The organism is Mitsuaria sp. BK037 (assembly GCF_014193045.1).
In the GTDB taxonomy this organism is placed as follows: domain Bacteria; phylum Pseudomonadota; class Gammaproteobacteria; order Burkholderiales; family Burkholderiaceae_C; genus Roseateles.
The window spans coordinates 694,646-711,701 of record NZ_JACHYS010000003.1 but is presented as its reverse complement, the minus strand read 5'-3'; the positions used below and the strand labels follow the sequence as shown (position 1 = coordinate 711,701).

The window sequence follows — 17,056 nt, the reverse complement described above, 5'->3', positions numbered from 1 at the left end:
GGATGCGGCGATTCTGCACCCCCATGTGGCCGGAGGGCCCCCGCAAAGGCGGGGTCGCGGGGAAGGATTTCGGCATTCCTCCCGCTGCCACGCGGTGTCAGCAGGGATCGGCGCGGGAACGGGGCTGGCCCTATCATGGCGAGTTCGCCTCCAGCTGTGTCCGGCCCCATGTCCACGAAAGTCCCGCCCGCCGTCCCCGCCCCGTCCGAGCCCACGGCCGCGCCGCAGCCGGGCCCGGGCGGCCGGTATCTGGGCCAGGTGCTCGGGCGGATGGGGGACGAGCCGCCGATGATCCGCGTCCGCGGCGCCCGCACCCACAACCTCAAGAACATCGACGTCGACCTGCCGCGCAACCAGCTGGTCGTCATCACCGGGCTGTCGGGCTCGGGCAAGTCCTCGCTCGCCTTCGACACGCTGTACGCCGAGGGCCAGCGCCGCTACGTCGAGAGCCTGTCAGCCTACGCGCGCCAGTTCCTGCAGCTGATGGACAAGCCCGAGGTCGACGTGATCGAGGGCCTGTCGCCGGCGATCTCGATCGAGCAGAAGGCCACCAGCCACAACCCGCGCTCGACGGTGGGCACGGTCACCGAGATCCACGACTACCTGCGCCTGCTCTACGCGCGCGCCGGCACGCCCTTCTGCCCCGACCACCACCTGCCGCTGGAGGCCTCGAGCGTCGGCCAGATGGTCGACGCGGTGCTGGCCATGCCGGACGACTCGCGCCTGATGGTGCTGGCGCCGGTCGTGCGCGACCGCAAGGGCGAGTTCATCGAGCTCTTCCAGGACCTGCAGGCGCAGGGGTATGTGCGCTTCCGCGTCGACGGCCAGACCGTCGAGGTGCCGGACCTCCCGGCGCTGAAGAAGGCGGAGAAGCACGACATCGATGTCGTCGTCGACCGCATCAAGCTGCGCCACGACAGCGCCGACCAGCTGCGCCAGCGTCTGGCGGAAAGCTTCGAGGCCGCGCTGCGCCTGGCCGACGGCCGCGCGCTGGTGCTCGACATGGACCGCGGCACCGAGTCGATCTACTCCAGCAAGTTTGCGTGCCCGATCTGCAGCTATTCGCTGCCGGAACTCGAGCCCCGGCTGTTCTCGTTCAATTCGCCGGTGGGCGCCTGCCCCTCCTGCGAGGGCCTGGGCCTGGTGACCGTCTTCGATCCGGAACGCGTCGTCGCCTTCCCGACGCTGAGCCTGGCCAGCGGCGCGGTCAAGGGCTGGGACCGGCGCAACGCCTACACCTTCTCGATGCTGGAATCGGTCGCGAAGCATTACGGCTTCGACATCGAACAGCCCTTCGAGGAACTGCCCGAGCTGGCGCGCCAGGTCCTGCTGCAGGGCTCCGGCGAGGACGAGATCACCTTCACCTACCAGGCCGAAGGCGCCAACGGCCGCAAGCGCAGCGTCAGGCGCTCCCACCCGTTCGAGGGCATCCTCCCCACCCTGCAGCGGCGCTTCCGCGAGACCGATTCCGCCGCGGTGCGCGAGGAACTCGCGCGCTACCAGAGCGCCAAGCCCTGCCCCCATTGCGAGGGCTCGCGCCTGAGACGCGAGGCGCGCCACGTGCTGCTGCAGCCGGCCGACGCCGCCGAGGGCGAGCGCGGCAAGCCGATCTACGAGGTCGAGCACGCGACGCTGCGCGAGGCGCTGGCCTATTTCGAATCGCTGAAGCTCAAGGGCGCGAAGGCGGAGATCGCCGACAAGGTGATCCGCGAGATCGCCTCGCGGCTGCACTTCCTCAACGACGTGGGGCTGAACTACCTGAGCCTGGACCGCAGCGCCGACACGCTGTCCGGCGGCGAGGCGCAGCGCATCCGGCTGGCGTCGCAGATCGGCTCCGGGCTGACCGGCGTGATGTACGTGCTGGACGAACCCAGCATCGGTCTGCACCAGCGCGACAACGACCGCCTGATCGCGACGCTGCGGCGCTTGCGCGACCTGGGCAACTCGGTACTGGTCGTCGAGCACGACGAGGACGCGATCCGCGCCGCGGACCATGTACTGGACCTGGGCCCCGGCGCCGGCGTGCATGGCGGCCGGATCATGGCGCAGGGCACGCCCGAGGAGGTCGCGGCGAATCTCGAATCGTCCACCGGCCGTTATCTCAGCGGCGTGGAGCGCATCGAGGTGCCCAAGCAGCGTCACGCGCTCAGCGACAGCGCCGATCCGCGCACGCTGAAGATCGTCAACGCGCGCGGCAACAACCTCAAGGGCGTGACCGCCGAATTCCCGGTCGGCCTGCTGACCTGCGTGACCGGCGTGTCCGGCTCGGGCAAGAGCACGCTGGTCAACGACACGCTGTACGCCGCCGTCTCGCGCAAGCTCTACCAGAGCCATGCCGAACCGGCCGAGCATGACGAGATCGAAGGCATGGACGCCTTCGACAAGGTGATCAACGTCGACCAGTCGCCGATCGGCCGCACGCCGCGCTCCAACCCGGCGACCTACACCGGCCTGTTCACCCCGATCCGCGAGCTCTTCGCCGAGATGCCGACCGCGCGCGAGCGCGGCTACGGCGCGGGCCGCTTCAGCTTCAACGTGGCCGGCGGCCGCTGCGAGTCCTGCCAGGGCGACGGCGTGCTGAAGGTGGAGATGCACTTCCTGCCCGACGTCTACGTCCCCTGCGACACCTGCGGCGGCAAGCGCTACAACCGCGAGACGCTGGAGGTGCTCTACAAGGGCAAGAACATCTCCGAGGTGCTGGGGCTGACGGTGGAAGACGCGCTCGCCTTCTTCAGCGCGGTGCCGACGCTGGCGCGCAAGCTGCAGACGCTGATGGACGTGGGCCTGGGCTACGTGAAGCTCGGCCAGAGCGCGACGACGCTGTCAGGCGGCGAGGCGCAGCGCGTCAAGCTGGCGCTGGAGCTCTCCAAGCGCGACACCGGGCGGACGCTGTACATCCTGGACGAGCCGACCACCGGCCTGCACTTCGCCGACATCGCGCTGCTGCTCAAGGTCGTGCACCAGCTGCGCGACGCGGGCAACACGATCGTGATCATCGAGCACAACCTCGACGTCATCAAAACCGCGGACTGGCTGATCGACATGGGTCCGGAGGGCGGCTCCGGTGGCGGACGGCTGCTGGTCGCGGGCACGCCCGAGGACGTCGCCGCCTGCGAGGCGAGCCACACCGGCCGCTACCTCAAGCCGCTGCTCGCGCGAGGCTGAAGCGCGCGGCTCAGGGGCGCAGTTGAGCGGGCGCGGCTGAGTCGCGCGCCAGTTCAGGCGGCGCGGCGCTTCGCCGCGATGGCCAGGGCACCCAGTCCCAACGCGAAGAGTACCCAGGTCTGCGGTTCCGGCACCCCCTGCACGACGGGCAGGTTGCCGCCACCACCGTTGCCCGCCGGCAGCTGCGGCAGCGTGATGACGCCCGGTCCGCCGACGCCGGTGGGCGGCGGCGCCACCGGCGCCCCGCCGCCGCTGCCGCCCGGCGTGGGCGCGATCAGGCTGGTGTCCGAGGTGGCCGTGGGTGGCAGCGCGGCGGTGCGCGCGAAGCTGCCCGGATCGCCGGCACCGCCGTCGGCGGCCGCACCGGCCGCCGGGGGCTCGAACATCAGTGGTTCGTCCTCGGCCTTGGCGGTCGGGCCACCGGCCGCGCCCGGCTTCAGCGGTCCGCGCGCGATGCGGCTGACGTTGCGGCACACGGTCGGGACGAGTATGCATTGGCCGTCCTCGCAATAGACCAGGCCGCGCTCCAGCGTCTGCGCGGTCCACTTCGTCCGCGTGACCGTGCGGCAGACCGAACCAGCGCCGAAATGCATGTCGCGGATCTCGCTGCCGTACTCGTAGCGGCCGACGATGCTGTCGCGGTGGATGTCGACGATCTCGTCGTACTGGCGCGCGGCCATGCGCGCCTTGAGCCTGGCGCGGGTCGCCGCCGGGATGTCCTTGTACCGGTCCACGGCCGCGACGAGGTCGCCCATGAACGGATTGACGCCCGGCTTGTCCCAGGAACAGTTGGGCAGCGTCACGGTGGACGCGGCCAACGCGAATGCGGCCACCAACGACATGACAGTTCTCTTTTTCGGCGGCCGCCTCCGCGAGACATCTCGTCGGGGTCAAGCCTTGCCGTTTGTGGCTCCTGTTTCCATCCGTCGCTTTGCATCACCGGATGTGACAGGAGTTACGGCGAGTGTAGGGAGCGAAGACCCGCCGCATCGGGCCGTCCCCCTCAGCCGGGGGTATGGCCACGCGTGGTTTTTGTCACGGTGCTCCCGCAGATCGCACGGGCGGTGAAGAAGCGGTGACGGCATGGACAAGACGGGCCGTCCAGGCAATCGCTGGTATCGTGCGTTGTCCCCTGCCTGTCCTCGCCATGTCCTCCCCCACCGCCGCCCGCCACGTCCTCTACGTCGAGGACGACCGCATCAACATCGTGCTGATGGAGGAGGTGTTCCGCCTGATGCCCGGCTGGACGCTGGACGTGGCCGAGACCGGCGCCCAGGCGATGGAGATGCTGCCGCGCGTCATGCCCTCGCTGGTGCTGATGGACATGAACCTGCCGGACATGAATGGCCTGGAACTGATGGCGCTGGTGCGCGCGGACGCGCGCCTGGCCCAGCTGCGCTGCATCGCGCTGTCGGCCGACGTGATGGACGACCAGCGCCAGCGCGCTCGCGCCGCGGGCTTCCAGGATTACTGGCTCAAGCCGATCGACGTGCGCCAGCTGCGCGCCGCGCTCGAGCGGCTCTGAGGCGATCGCGCCGCGCCTGCCCACGGACCGGCGCGGACGCAAAAAAGCCCGCGCGAGGCGGGCCTTGTCCTGAACGCGGAAGAGGCCTTGCGGCCTCGGCGCTCAATCCTTCAGGTGGCTGTTGATCAGGCGGGTCATCTCGAACATGTCGGCCTTGGGCTTGCCGAAGATTTCCTTCAGCTTGGCGTCGGCGTTGATGACGCGCTTCTGCGCAGCGTCCTGCAGGTTGTGCTTCTTGATGTATTCCCAGACCTTCTTCACCACGTCGGTGCGCGGCAGCGGCTTGTCGCCGACGATCGCGGCCAGCGCGGGGCTGGGGGTCAGGGCCTTCATGAAGGCGGCGTTGGGGGTGCGCTTCTTGGCGGGAGCGGCAGCCTTCTTCGCGGGAGCTGCCTTCTTCGCGGGCGCGGCCTTCTTCGCAGGTGCCGCCTTCTTCGCGGGCGCGGCGGCCTTCTTCGCCGGTGCCGCCTTCTTGGCCGGTGCCGCCTTCTTGGCGGGCGCGGCCTTCTTCGCAGTTGCCATTTCGATTCTCTCCATCAAGGGTTGTTGATGTGCCGGGCCCTGGTGAAGGTCTGACGCCTTCGGTACTCGTTGGCACCCTGCGCGGGCAATGGTACTGCGCACCTCCTGCATTGAGAAGGCTCTGGCAGGGGGAAAACGGCCTCGAAGTCAACGCCGTCCCCCGTGTTTGTCGCGGGCGCGCATCAATCTCCGCATGTCCGACACGCGCGATGCCTGCGCGCCTACGGGGTTCCCCGTGGTCGCCGTGGTCCGCGCGACGCGCGCCTCACGACGCCGACAGCACCGGCGCACCGCTCAGTACACGTCGCGCCGGTAGCGCCCTTCGCGGATGAGCGCGTCGACATCGGCCTCGCCGAGCGTCTCGCGCAGCACCGCGTCGACGGCGCCGGCCATGCCTTGCAGGCTGCCGCAGACGTAGATCGCCGCGCCGTCCGCGATCCATTCGCGCAGACGCGGCGCCTCGCGCGCGAGCAGGTGCTGCACATGGACGCGTTCCGCCTGGTCGCGCGAGAAGGCCCAGTCCACGCGGGCCAGCACGCCGTCGCGCTGCCAGGCCTCGATCTCGTCGCGGTAATGCGCGTCGTGCGCCGATTGCCGTTCACCAAAGAGCAACCAAGCCCTCACGGCGCCGTTCCCCGTGTTCATGCGGGCTTGCGCGCGGACCTTCAAGTGCGCCCGCAACCCCGCCAGCCCGGTGCCGTTGCCGACGAGGATCAGCGGCCGGTCGGCGTTGGCGCCGATGCGGAAGCTCGCATGCGGTCGCAGGCGCAGCGCGACGCCCCCACCGACGGCCAGGCGCTCCGTCAACCATCCCGACGCCAGGCCCGGCGAGCCGTCCTCGCGCTCGGTGCGACGCACCATCAGCTCGACGCGGCCGTCCGCGGGCAGCGAGGCGATCGTGTACTCGCGCGGTCGCCGCGCGTCGTCATCGATCGCGTCGGCCGCGCCGGCCGCGCCGGCCGCATGGGCCGCATGGGCCGCATGGGCCGCATGGGCCGCATGGGTCGCTTCCCCGGCCACGCTCACCTGCACGAGATCGCCGGCCTCCCAGGCGGGCAGCGGCGATCCGCCCGCGGGCACCAGCTCGAGGTGGAACACCGGTCCGCCCTGGCTCCCTGGATTCAGATGGCGGCGCGCCGCCAGCCGCCAGTCGGTGAACACCGGCGCCTCCCACTCGGCCAGGTCGGCGGTGCCGGCCAGGTGGCTCAAGCGCTGCCGCCACTGCGACAGCGCGTGTTCATCGGTGCGGTCGGCCTCGATGCGATCGAACATCGACCGCGCGCCGCGCTCGCGCAACCAGGCGTCGAGCGCGCGGCCGAAGCCGCAGAAGTGGGTGTAGGTCGCATCGCCCAGCGCCAGCACGCCCACCTGCAGCGACGACAGGTCCAGGCCGGTGGCCGCGTCCGAGGCCTGCGCCGCCATCAGGTCGCGCGCGAACGGTGCCGCGCTGTCGGGGGCGTCGCCCTCGCCGTAGGTGCTGGCGATGAAGAGCGCATGCCGCGCGCCGCGCAGCGCCTCGCGGTCCACCTCGCCGAGCGCGGCGACGCGCACCGGCATGCCGGCCAGGTGCAGCGCCCTGGCGGTCTGCCAGGCGATCTCCTCGGCCTGGCCGGTCTGGCTCGCATGCAGCACTAGCACCGGCGGGCCGGCGTCGGAGGCCGGCAGCAGCGCGGCGGATTCCGCGGCCGCCTGGCGTTGCCGGCGGCGGTACCGCCACCACAACGCGGCGCACATCAGCAGGTAGAGCGCGAGCAGCAGCAGCGCCGCCGCGGGACGGGACAGGATCGCAGTCATCAGAGCATCAGCGCGCGCATCGCCGCGGAGAAGCGCTCCTCGAAACCGCCGCCTTCGGCCGGCGGGCGGCGCCGCACGAGCCGCGCCGCCAGGCCGAGCCGGTCGGCCAGCGCGAGGCCCTCGTCGGGCCCGAGGACCATCAGCGCGGTCGACCAGCCATCGGCCGCCATCGCGCTGTCATGCACCACGGTGACCGATGCCAGGCCGTGCTCGACGGGCCGCCGCGTGCGCGGATCGATGGTGTGGGAGCGCCACTGGCCGGTGGCATCAACGAAGCACTTGCGGTAGTCGCCGGAGGTCGCGACCGACAGGCCATGAAGCGCGATGCGCAGCGGCGCCAGGCCGCAGTCGGCGGCGGGCGGCTCGAGGTCCACCCACCAGGGTTGCCCGTCGGGCTTCAAGCCCGCGCCCCGCAGTTCCCCGCCGATCTCGACGAGGTGATCGCGCAGGCGGAGCGCACCCAGCAGCTCCGACACACGGTCGACGGCGAACCCCTTGGCGATCGCCGACAGATCCAGCGCGACACCGCCGGCCTGCGTCAGCGTGCGACGCGCGCCGTCCCACGGCAGCGCGTCCCAGCCGCAGTGGACGCGGGCGCAATCCTGCGGCGACGGGGCGCGGAAGGCGGGATCGTCGTGGCGCGGCGCGAGCGCCGTCTCGCCCGACGGACCGAAGCCCCACAGCGCCACCAGCGCGCCGGCGCTGGGGTCGTAGGCGCCGCCGCTCGCGGCGGCGATCTTCAGCGCCGCATCGAGCACCGTCGCGAAGTCGTTTGGTAAGGGACACACGGTGCCGGCGGGCGCGCGATTGAAGCGGCTCAGGTCGGACGCGGCGTCCCAGCCGCTCATCTGCGCGATGACCTCATCGCAGGCGCGGACGATGGCTGCCTCGATCGCGGCGAGCCGCAGCCCTTCCGGTCCGATGAAACGCACCGACCAGGTCGTGCCCATCGTCTCGCCGTCCAGCGCGTGCGGCACCTGCCCCAGCGCCGGCGGCTCGCCGTCGATGCGCAGCGGGACCAGCACGCGCGGCTCGGGCGCGAGGCCCGGCGTCCGCGCGTGGCTCGTCCCGCTCGCCGGGCTCACTTGGGCAGCACCTCGAAGGTGGCGCTGACACCGGCGCGCTGCACCGGCGCCTGACGCGTGCCGGCCGGCGCGTTGGGGCCGCGCGCCGGGCCGGTGCTCGCGCCGAGGAAGTAGCGGCCCGGCTCGGTCCACTCGACGGTGAACTCGCCCTGGGCGTCGGTCTTGAGCTCGACCTCGCCGAACTTGTAGCGGTAGCGGTTGCCTTCACGCACCAGCTTCAGCTGCACGTCGGCGGCCGGCTTGCCGTCCAGCACGAGACGGAAGCGCGTCTTGTCGCCATGGCTCAGGTCGGTGACCGGGCCCAGCGGCAGCAGCTCCAGGCCATCGCCCTCGGGCTTGAAGTCGACCTTGCCGGCCTCCTCCCTGCTGACGAAGGTCTGCTGGCGATTGGTCATCACCGTCAGCGCGGTGATCTCGGCGTCGGCCGGCACGTCCTTGGCGAAGCTCGCCGGCGTGCCGCGGAAGCGCTTGGTCTCGCCGCCCTGCTTGTAGCTGCCCATCATGGACTGGCTGACGTTGCTGATGCGCCAGGTGCCGTCCTGCGTCAGCTTCACGTCGAAGCTCTCGCGGTGGCGGGCGGTGCTGCGGTTCTCGGCCTCGACGGTCTTGCCGTCCGGGGCGGTGATGCGCAGCGTGTCGAGCTTGAGCGCGCGCTCGAAGTTGAAGAGGTCTTCCGAGACCGCCGCGTCGAAGGAGGCCACCGGCTCCTTGCCGTCGAAGGCGGACTTGTTGGGCAGCAGCCAGGTCATGTGGGCGTGCGCGGCCAGCGGCAGCAGCGCGGCGACGGCCAGGGCGACGGGGGCGAGGCGGGATGCGATCGAAGTCTTCGTCATGGTGGAGTGCTCCGTGTCGTGTCGGGGGACGGGATGCCGCTCAGGGCTTGACGTTCAGTTCCAGCGCGCCGAGCTCGTGCTCGCCCTGCGCCTTGGCGGTGGCCGCGGCCTTGACCGGCCAGGTCAGCGGCAGGCGCTGCACCTCGCGGCCGCCGGCTTCGCGGCTGGACTCCACGACGATGTCGTACTTGCCCGGGGGCAGCGCGGCCAGCGCCGGATGCGTGTCCAGCGAGATCGCATGCTCGCCGGGCGCGCGCGTGGCGGCGCTTACGCCGTCGGCGGGCACCGTCAGGTTGCGACCGCCCTGGCGCCACCACTGGCGCATGTCCTTGAGCCACTTGGTGCCGGCGTTGTTCTGCTTCTTGATGTCGTACCAGACCGCCAGCTGCGCGACGGCCGGGCCGGACTCGCCGGCCTTCTCGACCCAGACGGCGATGTAGGGACGGTGGTACTCGGCCACGTTCAGGCGCGGCAGCTCGAGCTTGAGCTGGACGGTGGCAGCCCAGGCGGACGAGCCCGTGGCCAGGGTGCCCAGGGCACCGATCGTGAGGAGGGTACGACTTGCGGAGCGATTCATGGTCGATGTCTCGGTGGAGGTCGGGAGGATCCTGGCGATGGCTCGGAACGGGAAGAAGGGTGGGAAGGACAGCAGGAAGGACGGGACCGGCGCCGCGCCGTGGCGGGCGCCGGTCCAGGTCGTGTGAGGATCAGGTCAGTGGATCAGCAGCAGCGCCAGCAGCGCGGGAATGACGAGGCCCAGGCCGACCAGCGGCCAGGTGCTGGGCCGGCTGACCGCATGGAACTTCAGGATCAGCAGGCCGGTGACGGAGAACAGCAGGCAGGCGACGGCGAAGAGGTCGATGAACCAGCTCCAGGCCACGCCGGCATGGCGGCCCTTGTGCAGGTCGTTGAAGTAGGAGATCCAGCCGCGGTCGGTGTCCTCATACTCGACCTCGCCGCTGTCCCGCGCGATACGGACCCAGGCGTCACCGCCGGGGCGCGGCATCGCGAGGTAGACCTCGTCGCGGTTCCATTCGGCCTCGCGGGCATCGATGGGCCGGCCGAGTTCCTTCGCCAGCCAGGCGCGCACGGGCGCGGGCACGGCCGCCTTGCGATCGGCCTCGCTGGCCTCGTCGGCCGAGCGCGGCTTGAGCGTCGCGGCGAGCTCGGCGGGCAGCTGCGCGGTCTTGCCGACGATCGCGGGCTTGGACTCGATGTCGGCGGCGTGGTTCAGCGTGATGCCGGTGACGGCGAACAGGATCATGCCGATCAGGCAGATGGCCGAGCTGATCCAGTGCCACTGGTGCAGCTGCTTGAGCCAGGCCGCGCGCGCGGCGGGGCCCTTGCCGGGCTTGGCGGCGGAGGAGGAAGAGGTATCGGCCGGCGTCATCGGAACGGTCTCGCGCGCTCAGGTCTCGGCCCAGAGCCGCAGCAGGTTGTGATAGTGGCCGGTGAGGGCGGTGGTCTCGGCGTCGTCGCCGAGCCGGGCGCGCAGCTTCTGGACGGTCTGGTCGAGCTCGAACAGCATCGCCCGCTGCCAGTCCTGGCGGATCAGGCTCTGCGTCCAGAAGAAGGAACACACCCGCGCGCCGCGCGTCACCGGTGTGACGCGATGCAGGCTGGTGCTGGCATAGACGATCAGGTCGCCCGCGGGCAGCTTGACCTCGTGGGTGCCGTAGGTGTCGACGACCTCCAGCTCGCCGCCCTCGTACTCGTCGGGCTCGCTGAGGAAGAGCGTCGAGGACACGTCGCTGCGCAGCGGCTGGTCGGTGCCCTGCTGGCGCATGATCGCGCCGTCGATGTGGAAGCCGTACTGCTCGCCGCCCTCGTAGCGGTTGAACAGCGGCGCCAGGGTGCGCAGCGGCAGCGCGGCCGAGATGAACAGCGGATGCCGCGCCAGCATCTGGCGGATGTGGGCGCCGATCTCGCGCGCGACCGGATGGTCGACCGGCAGCTGGCGGTTCTGCTTGACCTTCGCGCCCTGCTCGCCCACGGTCGCGCGGCCGTCGGTCCAGTCGGCGGCATCCAGGAGCTTGCGCATCTCGCGCACGTCCTGCTTGCTGAGCACTTCGGGGATGTGAAGCAACATGTCCGGATCGATTCGGTTCTGGGGCGGGACGGACGAACGGCCCGCCCCCGCCAGAACGGGAACGGGCCGCGCGTACGCTACCTCAATCGGCTCAGAAGCCGATGTTGGCCATCAACGTCACCGCACGCGGAGCGCCCAGCACCAGACGGCTGCCGCCGTTGTTCAGCGAGGACATGTATTCCTTGTCGAACAGGTTGGTGACGTTCAGCTGCAGGCTGAGGTTCTTGTTGACGCGGTAGGCGCCCATCACGTCCACGACGGTGAAGGCCGGCAGCGCCGCCAGGCCGTTGGCCGGCGCGGCATTGACGGTGACGATGCGCTTCTGCTCGGCCGTGTGGCGCACGCCGCCACCGATGGTGAAGTCGTTCCACTGGTACGAGTTCCACAGCGTGGCCGACCACTTCGGCGTCCAGCGCACGCCATCGGTGGTGGTCTGCACGCCGGTGGTCGAGTTGAAGCTGCGCAGGCTCAGCGCCTTGGCGTCCATGGTCTGGAAGCCGGCGGTGATCTGCCAGAAGTTGGTGATCTGGCCGACGGCCGCCAGCTCGATGCCCTGGACGCGGGTCTTGCCGCTCTGCGTGGCGACGTTGGTCACCGCGTCGACGCTGACCTGGCCGTCGTTCTCGCTGCGGTACAGCGCGGCCGTCAGGTTCAGGCGCTTGTGCAGCAGGTCCCACTTCGTGCCGACCTCGTAGTTCTTGGTCTCCTGCGCGTCGGCGGCGGTGGCGTTCTGGCCCGAGGCGGCCAGCGTCGAATTGGCGCCCCCCGGCGGCGTCAGCGAGTTGGCGGCGGCGGCGTAGACCGTGCCGTTCTCGGACAGCTTGTACAGCGCGGCGACGTTCCAGCTGGTCACCCACTTGCCGGTGTCCAGCGCGCCGGTGGCGGCGCTGCTGTACTTGACCTTGTAGTGCTCGGTGCGCAGGCCGGCGGTGAGCTTCAGCGCGTCGGTGATCGAGATCGTGTCCAGCGCGTAGATCGCCGTGGTGGTCGTGCTGCCCGAGGTATCGGCGGCGGCATTGCGCACCGAGCCGCCCAGGTCGACGTTGGGGTTCGGGTTGTACAGGTTGGCGACGTTGGTGCCGGCCGGGACCACGGCGGTGTAGCCGCGGTTGTCCTGGCTCTCGTACATCAGCTCGATGCCGGTGGACAGGTCATGCTTGAGACCACCGGTGGCCAGCGTGGTGTTGAGGCTGGTCTGGTTGGCCAGGATCTCGTTGGTCTGGTTGACGCGCTGACGCGAGCGGCTGATCGTCCAGGTGCTGCGGTCGGCCGGGTCGACCGCGACGATCGAGTTGATGCCGGTGACCAGGCGGTCCATGTAGGTGCGGCCGTAGCGCGAGACGTTGCGCACCGTCATCTGGTTGCCGATGTCCATCTCGAGCTTGGCGGTGACCATGTCGGCCTTGACGTCCTCGTAGTCGTGGACGCTGCCGTAGAAATTCTTGCGGTCGACCTTGGGCGCGGCCATCAGCGCGGCGGCCTGGGCCGGCGTCACCGTCGCGGACGACACCGCCGTGTAGCCGGGCCAGCCGATGGTCGGCACGCCGCCGTCCGGGCGGTTGTTCTGGCGCAAGTGCTGCGAGTACAGGAAGAAGCGGGTCGGCGTGTTCAGGCCGAACGCGATCGAGGGCGCGATGCCGTAGTTCTTGCGCTTGACCTCGTCGCGGCCGGGGACGCCGTAGTCCTGCCACACCGCGTTCAGGCGCACGGCGCTGTTGTCGAAGATCTTCTGGTTGACGTCGACCGAGGCCCGCTTGCGGCTGGCGTCGCCGATCGTCACCGAGCCGTCGATGAAGTCATCGATCTGCGGCAGCTTGGTGATCAGGTTGATGTAGCCGGCGCTGGCGGCGCGGCCGGTGTCGGCACCCGCCGGGCCCTTCACGACTTCGATCTGCTCGACGTTGAACACGTCGCGGGTCACCGCGCCCAGGTCACGGATGCCGTCGACGAAGGTCGAGGTGCTGGCGCTGAAACCGCGCATCTGGAAGGTGTCGCCGGCGGAGGTGTTGCCGTTCTCGCCCAGCTGCATCGTGATGCCGGGGGTGTTCTGCAGCGCTTCGATCAGCGAGACGGCGCCCTGCTCGCGCAGCACTTCCTTCTTGATCACCGAGATCGTCTTGGGCGTCTCCAGCAGCGGCTGGGTCAGCTTGGAGGAGGCGCTCTTGTCGGCCTTGTAGGCGGACTGGGCGGTGCCTTCGATCTTCACCTGGGGCAGGTAGGGCGCGGCGGAGGAGGACGCGGCGGTCGAGCCGGCGTCGGCGGGGGCAGTGGCTTCGGCGGCGTGTGCCAGCGGGAGGGTCAGGGAGGCGGCCAGTGCGGCCAGCGGGGCCACCGCGTGCTTGCGGCTCTTGATGTAGCGGGACATGGGGATCGAGCTCCGGGGGGAGAAGTTCTTATGGAAATCGGCTCGGCTGGCTGCGCGCTGGCGGCGTCGTCCCGACGCTTCACGGCGCACGGTGGCGGGCCCCTCCCTGATCGCGACTGGCTGGCGGTGGCGGGTGATTGAGGCCGGTTCTGGACTCAAAGGCCGCAAATGCTAAGCATTCTCATTTGTACATGTCAAAGATTTGCTGGTGAATAGCGCTTCCGCGTGGCGAACGCGCGACGCCTGGGCCTGCTCGGAATCTGCTCGGAAATGCAAAAACCCGCGGGACGCTGGCGCGTCACGCGGGTCGGAGGGGGATGGCGGGGCGGGGAAGCGCCCTGCCCGTCAGCGGGCCGTCAGTTCAGCGCGTCCGGCGACTCGTTCGAGCGATGCTCGGGCAGCTTGGGAGCGGTGCGCAGGCTCCAGATCATCGTGATCGCGAGGATCGCCACCACCACGCCCAGCGACAGCAGCACCGGGATCTTGATGACGTCGATCAGCATCATCTTGGCGCCGATGAACACCAGCACGACGGCCAGGCCATAGCTCAGGAGGTGGAACTTGGACGCCATCGCCGCAAGCAGGAAGTACATCGCGCGCAAGCCGAGGATCGCGAAGATGTTGGAGCTCAGCACGATGAAGGGATCGCTGGTGATCGCGAAGATCGCCGGGATCGAGTCCACCGCGAAGATCACATCGGTCATGCCCACCAGCGCGATCACCAGCAGCATCGGCGTGGCGATGCGCTTGCCGTTCTCGACGGTGAAGAAGCGTTCGCCGTCGAAGTTCTTGCTGACCGGCAGCACACGACGCAGCAGCTTCAGCGCGGGGTTGTCCTCGAGGTCCGGTTCCTTGCCGGCCGCCCACCACATCTTGATGCCGGTGATCAGCAGGAAGGCGCCGAAGAGATAGAGGATCCAGTGGAATTGCGCGATCAGCCAGCCGCCGACCAGGATCATCACCGTGCGCAGCACGATGGCGCCGATGATGCCCATCATCAGCACCCGCTTCTGGTAGGCCGATGGCACCGCGAAGTAGGTGAAGATCATCAGGAAGACAAAGATGTTGTCGACCGCCAGCGATTTCTCGATGAGATAGCCGGTGATGAACTCCAGCGCCTTGGTGTTGGCGAGCGCCGTGTCGCCGGTGCCGTCCTTGACGGCCCACCACAGCAGGCCCATGAAGGCGACGCTCAACGCCACCCACACCAGCGACCAGTTGATCGCTTCCTTGACGCCCACCTCGTGCGCGCCCTGCTTGCGCAGGACAACGAAGTCGAGGAACAGCGACACCACGACGATGCCGACGAAAACCACCCACAACCAGGTGGGCACGATCGTGCTCATGAAGACTCCTTGCAAGAACGGGGCGGACTGTACCGATCCCCAAGACACTCGCGACGATCGAGCGACCGCCGTCCGGCCAAAAGGTCTTGCAAGACTGGCGCCAGGCCGCGTCGGTGACGGCGGTCCGGTGTCAGGTGCAGAGCCCGGCTGCCAACAAGGCAACGTACTGACGGGCGTCTGCCGCGGCCTGGGCCGCGTGGCTACTCCCCTTTCGGAAGGTTCGGATTATCTTGTGTTGTTGGCGATTTCAAGTTCGTATTTTTCTGATGATGCCTGCCGGTATGCTGAGCGGCATGAAAACGCTGACCCGTTGGCTGCTTCTGGCGGCCGCGCTGCTGCTGGTGGCGCATCTCTACCCTGGCGTCCAGGTGAAGGGCTTCGGCACGGCGCTGATCGCGGCCTTCGTGCTGGGCTTGTTCAACACGATCCTGCGACCGGTGCTGGTGCTGCTGACGCTGCCAGTCACGCTGTTGACGCTGGGCCTGTTCCTCTTCGTCATCAACGCGCTGCTCTTCTGGGCCACGGCCACCGTGCTGGACGGCTTCACCGTCGCGGGATTCGGCGCGGCGCTGATCGGCTCGCTGATCTACTCGCTGTGCGGCATGGCGATCGACGTGCTGATCGAACGGCTGTTCCCCGACAGCGAATGAGCCGACCTCGCTGGCTCCACGGCACCTCCGCCACATGAAAAAGGCCGCTCATCGAGCGGCCTTCGTTCTGGTGCCTGCGAGATGCGCTCAAGGCTCCGCGCCAGGTGGCACCCCGCGGGGATACATCTCCATCAGCATCTGGCGGCGCTCATAACGAAGATCGCGCAGCCGGGAGTCGATCACCGACGCCTCGAACTGGTCCGCCGAACGAGCGCGACCCTGGCGTTCCGCCGACGCGAGGCGGTCGATCGCGCCGGTGATGTCGCCGAGTGCCGCGCGGTTCTCGCCCTGAGCCCGCAGCGAGCGCAGCGGTTGGCCGAGCTGCTGCCACAAGGTGCCGCTTTCCTGCCAGGCCAGCGCGTCCTGCGCATGCAGCGCCAGGTGGGTCTGCAACGCCTCGGCAGCTTCCCGCTTCACTTCCGGCCGCGGGTCCGCCTGCGCCAGATCCGCGCGGATCATCAGCATCGGGCGCGAGCGCTCGTTCTTGAGCGGCTCCAGCGCCGCGAAACCAGCATCCGGCCTGCCGCGGGCGACTTCCAGTTCGGCATGCGCGTAGACGAGCAGCCGCTTCGCGCCTGGGTCGGCGCCGAGCAGGCCCGCCAGCGCGTCGGCCGTCTTCAGCGTGGCTTCCGCGCGGGAGAAGTCCCTCAGCTTGATCGACGCGAGCGCGCTGGTGTAGCGCGCGGCGAGCTGATCGATGTTTTTCTCGCCGGCTCTCGAGCCAGCGTCCAGGCCCTGGAGCACGCGCCAGGGATCGGTGCGCTGGTCCATCAGCACACGGGCGCGCGCGGCCATCAAGACATGCTCCGAGGTGCCGACCAGCTTGGTCTGCGCGGCCGTGCCCAGTCGCGCGCGCGCCTCGCCGATGCGCTCGCTGGTCAACGGGTGACTGCGCAGGTAGGGATAAGCCCCCGAATCCATCAGGTGATAAGCCTGCTCCATGCGCTCGAACATGCTGGCCATGCCGGCGGGCTGGTAGCCCGCCTGCGTCATGACCTGGAAGCCCACCCGGTCCGCCTCGCGCTCCATGTCGCGCGAGAAGTTCAGTTGCGCTTGCGCCGCTGCCGCCTGGCTGGTGACGATCGCGGCCTGGGCGCCGTCGACGCTGCGGCTCTTCGCGGCGGCGAGGATGCCCAGCAAGAGCCCCACCGTCGCGAGCGCACTGGTCCGGGCATCGCCGACGATGCTCCGCGCGATGTGCCGCTGCGTGACGTGCGACAACTCGTGCCCCAGCACCGAGGCCAATTCGTCACGCGCCCCCGTCATGGCGATCAGCCCGAGGTGTACGCCCACGTAGCCGCCGGGCAGCGCGAACGCGTTCACCGAGCGGTCGCGCACCAGGAAGAGTTCCCAGGCGAAACGGTCGCTGGTGTCGTCGCTGATGTTGCCGAGCCGGCGCGCCGCGTTCACCAGCGGCTGCCAGGTGTTCTGCGCGTACTCGAGCAGCAGCGGATCGTCGATGTAGTCGGGGTCCGGCCGGATCTGCCGCATGACCTGGTCGCCGAGCTTCTTCTCGGCGCCGATGCTGACGTCCGCGGACACCGAGTCGCCCAGGGCGGGCAGGTTCACCTGCGCAGCGGCGCCCTGGCCGAGCAGCATCGCGCTGAGCAGCACCGCCAGGCAACGACGGCTGAAGGGAATGGGGTTCGGTCGCTTCAAGGGATCTCCAGGGCGGGAACTAT

14 protein-coding genes are annotated in these 17,056 nt (G+C 69.5%); 3 read left to right on the top strand and 11 right to left on the bottom strand.

The annotated features are described in order from the left end of the window. The first annotated feature begins 270 nt into the window (after positions 1-270). Positions 271-3,165 carry an excinuclease ABC subunit UvrA gene (uvrA, locus tag FHT37_RS19910; RefSeq protein ID WP_091730377.1) on the top strand — a complete coding sequence of 965 codons (2,895 nt, stop codon included), beginning with the start codon at positions 271-273 and terminating at the stop codon, positions 3,163-3,165. 53 nt (positions 3,166-3,218) lie between these two features. Here uvrA and FHT37_RS19905 read toward each other — a convergent pair whose 3' ends face one another. Further along, entirely contained in the window at positions 3,219-4,007 is a 789-nt protein-coding gene (locus FHT37_RS19905; RefSeq protein ID WP_183483844.1) for an MHFG family PEP-CTERM protein, read from the bottom strand. A gap of 305 nt (positions 4,008-4,312) precedes the next feature. On the opposite strand from FHT37_RS19905, the gene FHT37_RS19900 reads away from it, so the two are divergent. Next, a complete protein-coding gene (locus tag FHT37_RS19900) occupies positions 4,313-4,690 on the top strand; it encodes a response regulator (RefSeq protein WP_175538417.1) in 378 nt (125 codons plus the stop codon). A gap of 102 nt (positions 4,691-4,792) precedes the next feature. Here the strand turns inward: FHT37_RS19900 and FHT37_RS19895 are convergent, their stop codons facing one another. The 9 genes from FHT37_RS19895 to FHT37_RS19855 form a co-directional block, all read right to left on the bottom strand. After that, positions 4,793-5,212 (bottom strand): SWIB/MDM2 domain-containing protein, encoded by a 420-nt coding sequence (locus FHT37_RS19895; protein WP_099860657.1) that lies wholly within the window; start codon positions 5,210-5,212, stop codon positions 4,793-4,795. 294 nt (positions 5,213-5,506) lie between these two features. Beyond that, positions 5,507-7,006: a sulfite reductase subunit alpha gene (locus FHT37_RS19890; RefSeq protein ID WP_183483842.1), complete on the bottom strand. Its 1,500-nt coding sequence runs from the start codon at positions 7,004-7,006 to the stop codon at positions 5,507-5,509. Beyond that, the gene (locus tag FHT37_RS19885; RefSeq protein ID WP_310739765.1) at positions 7,006-8,091 is read right to left on the bottom strand and encodes an FAD:protein FMN transferase; all 1,086 of its coding nucleotides are present in this window, start codon (positions 8,089-8,091) and stop codon (positions 7,006-7,008) included. Before FHT37_RS19885 ends, FHT37_RS19890 begins: the two co-directional genes overlap by 1 nt. Next, entirely contained in the window at positions 8,088-8,924 is an 837-nt protein-coding gene (locus FHT37_RS19880) for a DUF4198 domain-containing protein (RefSeq protein ID WP_183483840.1), read from the bottom strand. Before FHT37_RS19880 ends, FHT37_RS19885 begins: the two co-directional genes overlap by 4 nt. A 40-nt stretch (positions 8,925-8,964) precedes the next feature. Further along, positions 8,965-9,501 (bottom strand): DUF2271 domain-containing protein, encoded by a 537-nt coding sequence (locus tag FHT37_RS19875; RefSeq protein ID WP_091730350.1) that lies wholly within the window; start codon positions 9,499-9,501, stop codon positions 8,965-8,967. Positions 9,502-9,636: 135 nt separating this feature from the next. Next, the gene (locus FHT37_RS19870; protein WP_183483838.1) at positions 9,637-10,314 is read right to left on the bottom strand and encodes a PepSY-associated TM helix domain-containing protein; all 678 of its coding nucleotides are present in this window, start codon (positions 10,312-10,314) and stop codon (positions 9,637-9,639) included. A gap of 18 nt (positions 10,315-10,332) precedes the next feature. Beyond that, the gene (locus FHT37_RS19865) at positions 10,333-11,013 is read right to left on the bottom strand and encodes a Fe2+-dependent dioxygenase (protein ID WP_183483836.1); all 681 of its coding nucleotides are present in this window, start codon (positions 11,011-11,013) and stop codon (positions 10,333-10,335) included. Positions 11,014-11,104: 91 nt separating this feature from the next. After that, complete coding sequence (locus FHT37_RS19860) at positions 11,105-13,378, bottom strand: catecholate siderophore receptor Fiu (RefSeq protein ID WP_183483835.1); 2,274 nt, start codon at positions 13,376-13,378, stop codon at positions 11,105-11,107. A 356-nt stretch (positions 13,379-13,734) separates the two neighbouring features. Beyond that, positions 13,735-14,724 (bottom strand): TerC family protein, encoded by a 990-nt coding sequence (locus FHT37_RS19855; RefSeq protein WP_091730334.1) that lies wholly within the window; start codon positions 14,722-14,724, stop codon positions 13,735-13,737. 293 nt (positions 14,725-15,017) lie between these two features. On the opposite strand from FHT37_RS19855, the gene FHT37_RS19850 reads away from it, so the two are divergent. Beyond that, complete coding sequence (locus tag FHT37_RS19850) at positions 15,018-15,374, top strand: phage holin family protein (protein ID WP_091731857.1); 357 nt, start codon at positions 15,018-15,020, stop codon at positions 15,372-15,374. A gap of 87 nt (positions 15,375-15,461) precedes the next feature. Here FHT37_RS19850 and FHT37_RS19845 read toward each other — a convergent pair whose 3' ends face one another. Then, a complete protein-coding gene (locus FHT37_RS19845; protein ID WP_183483833.1) occupies positions 15,462-17,033 on the bottom strand; it encodes a M48 family metalloprotease in 1,572 nt (523 codons plus the stop codon). Between the last annotated feature and the right edge of the window lie 23 nt (positions 17,034-17,056).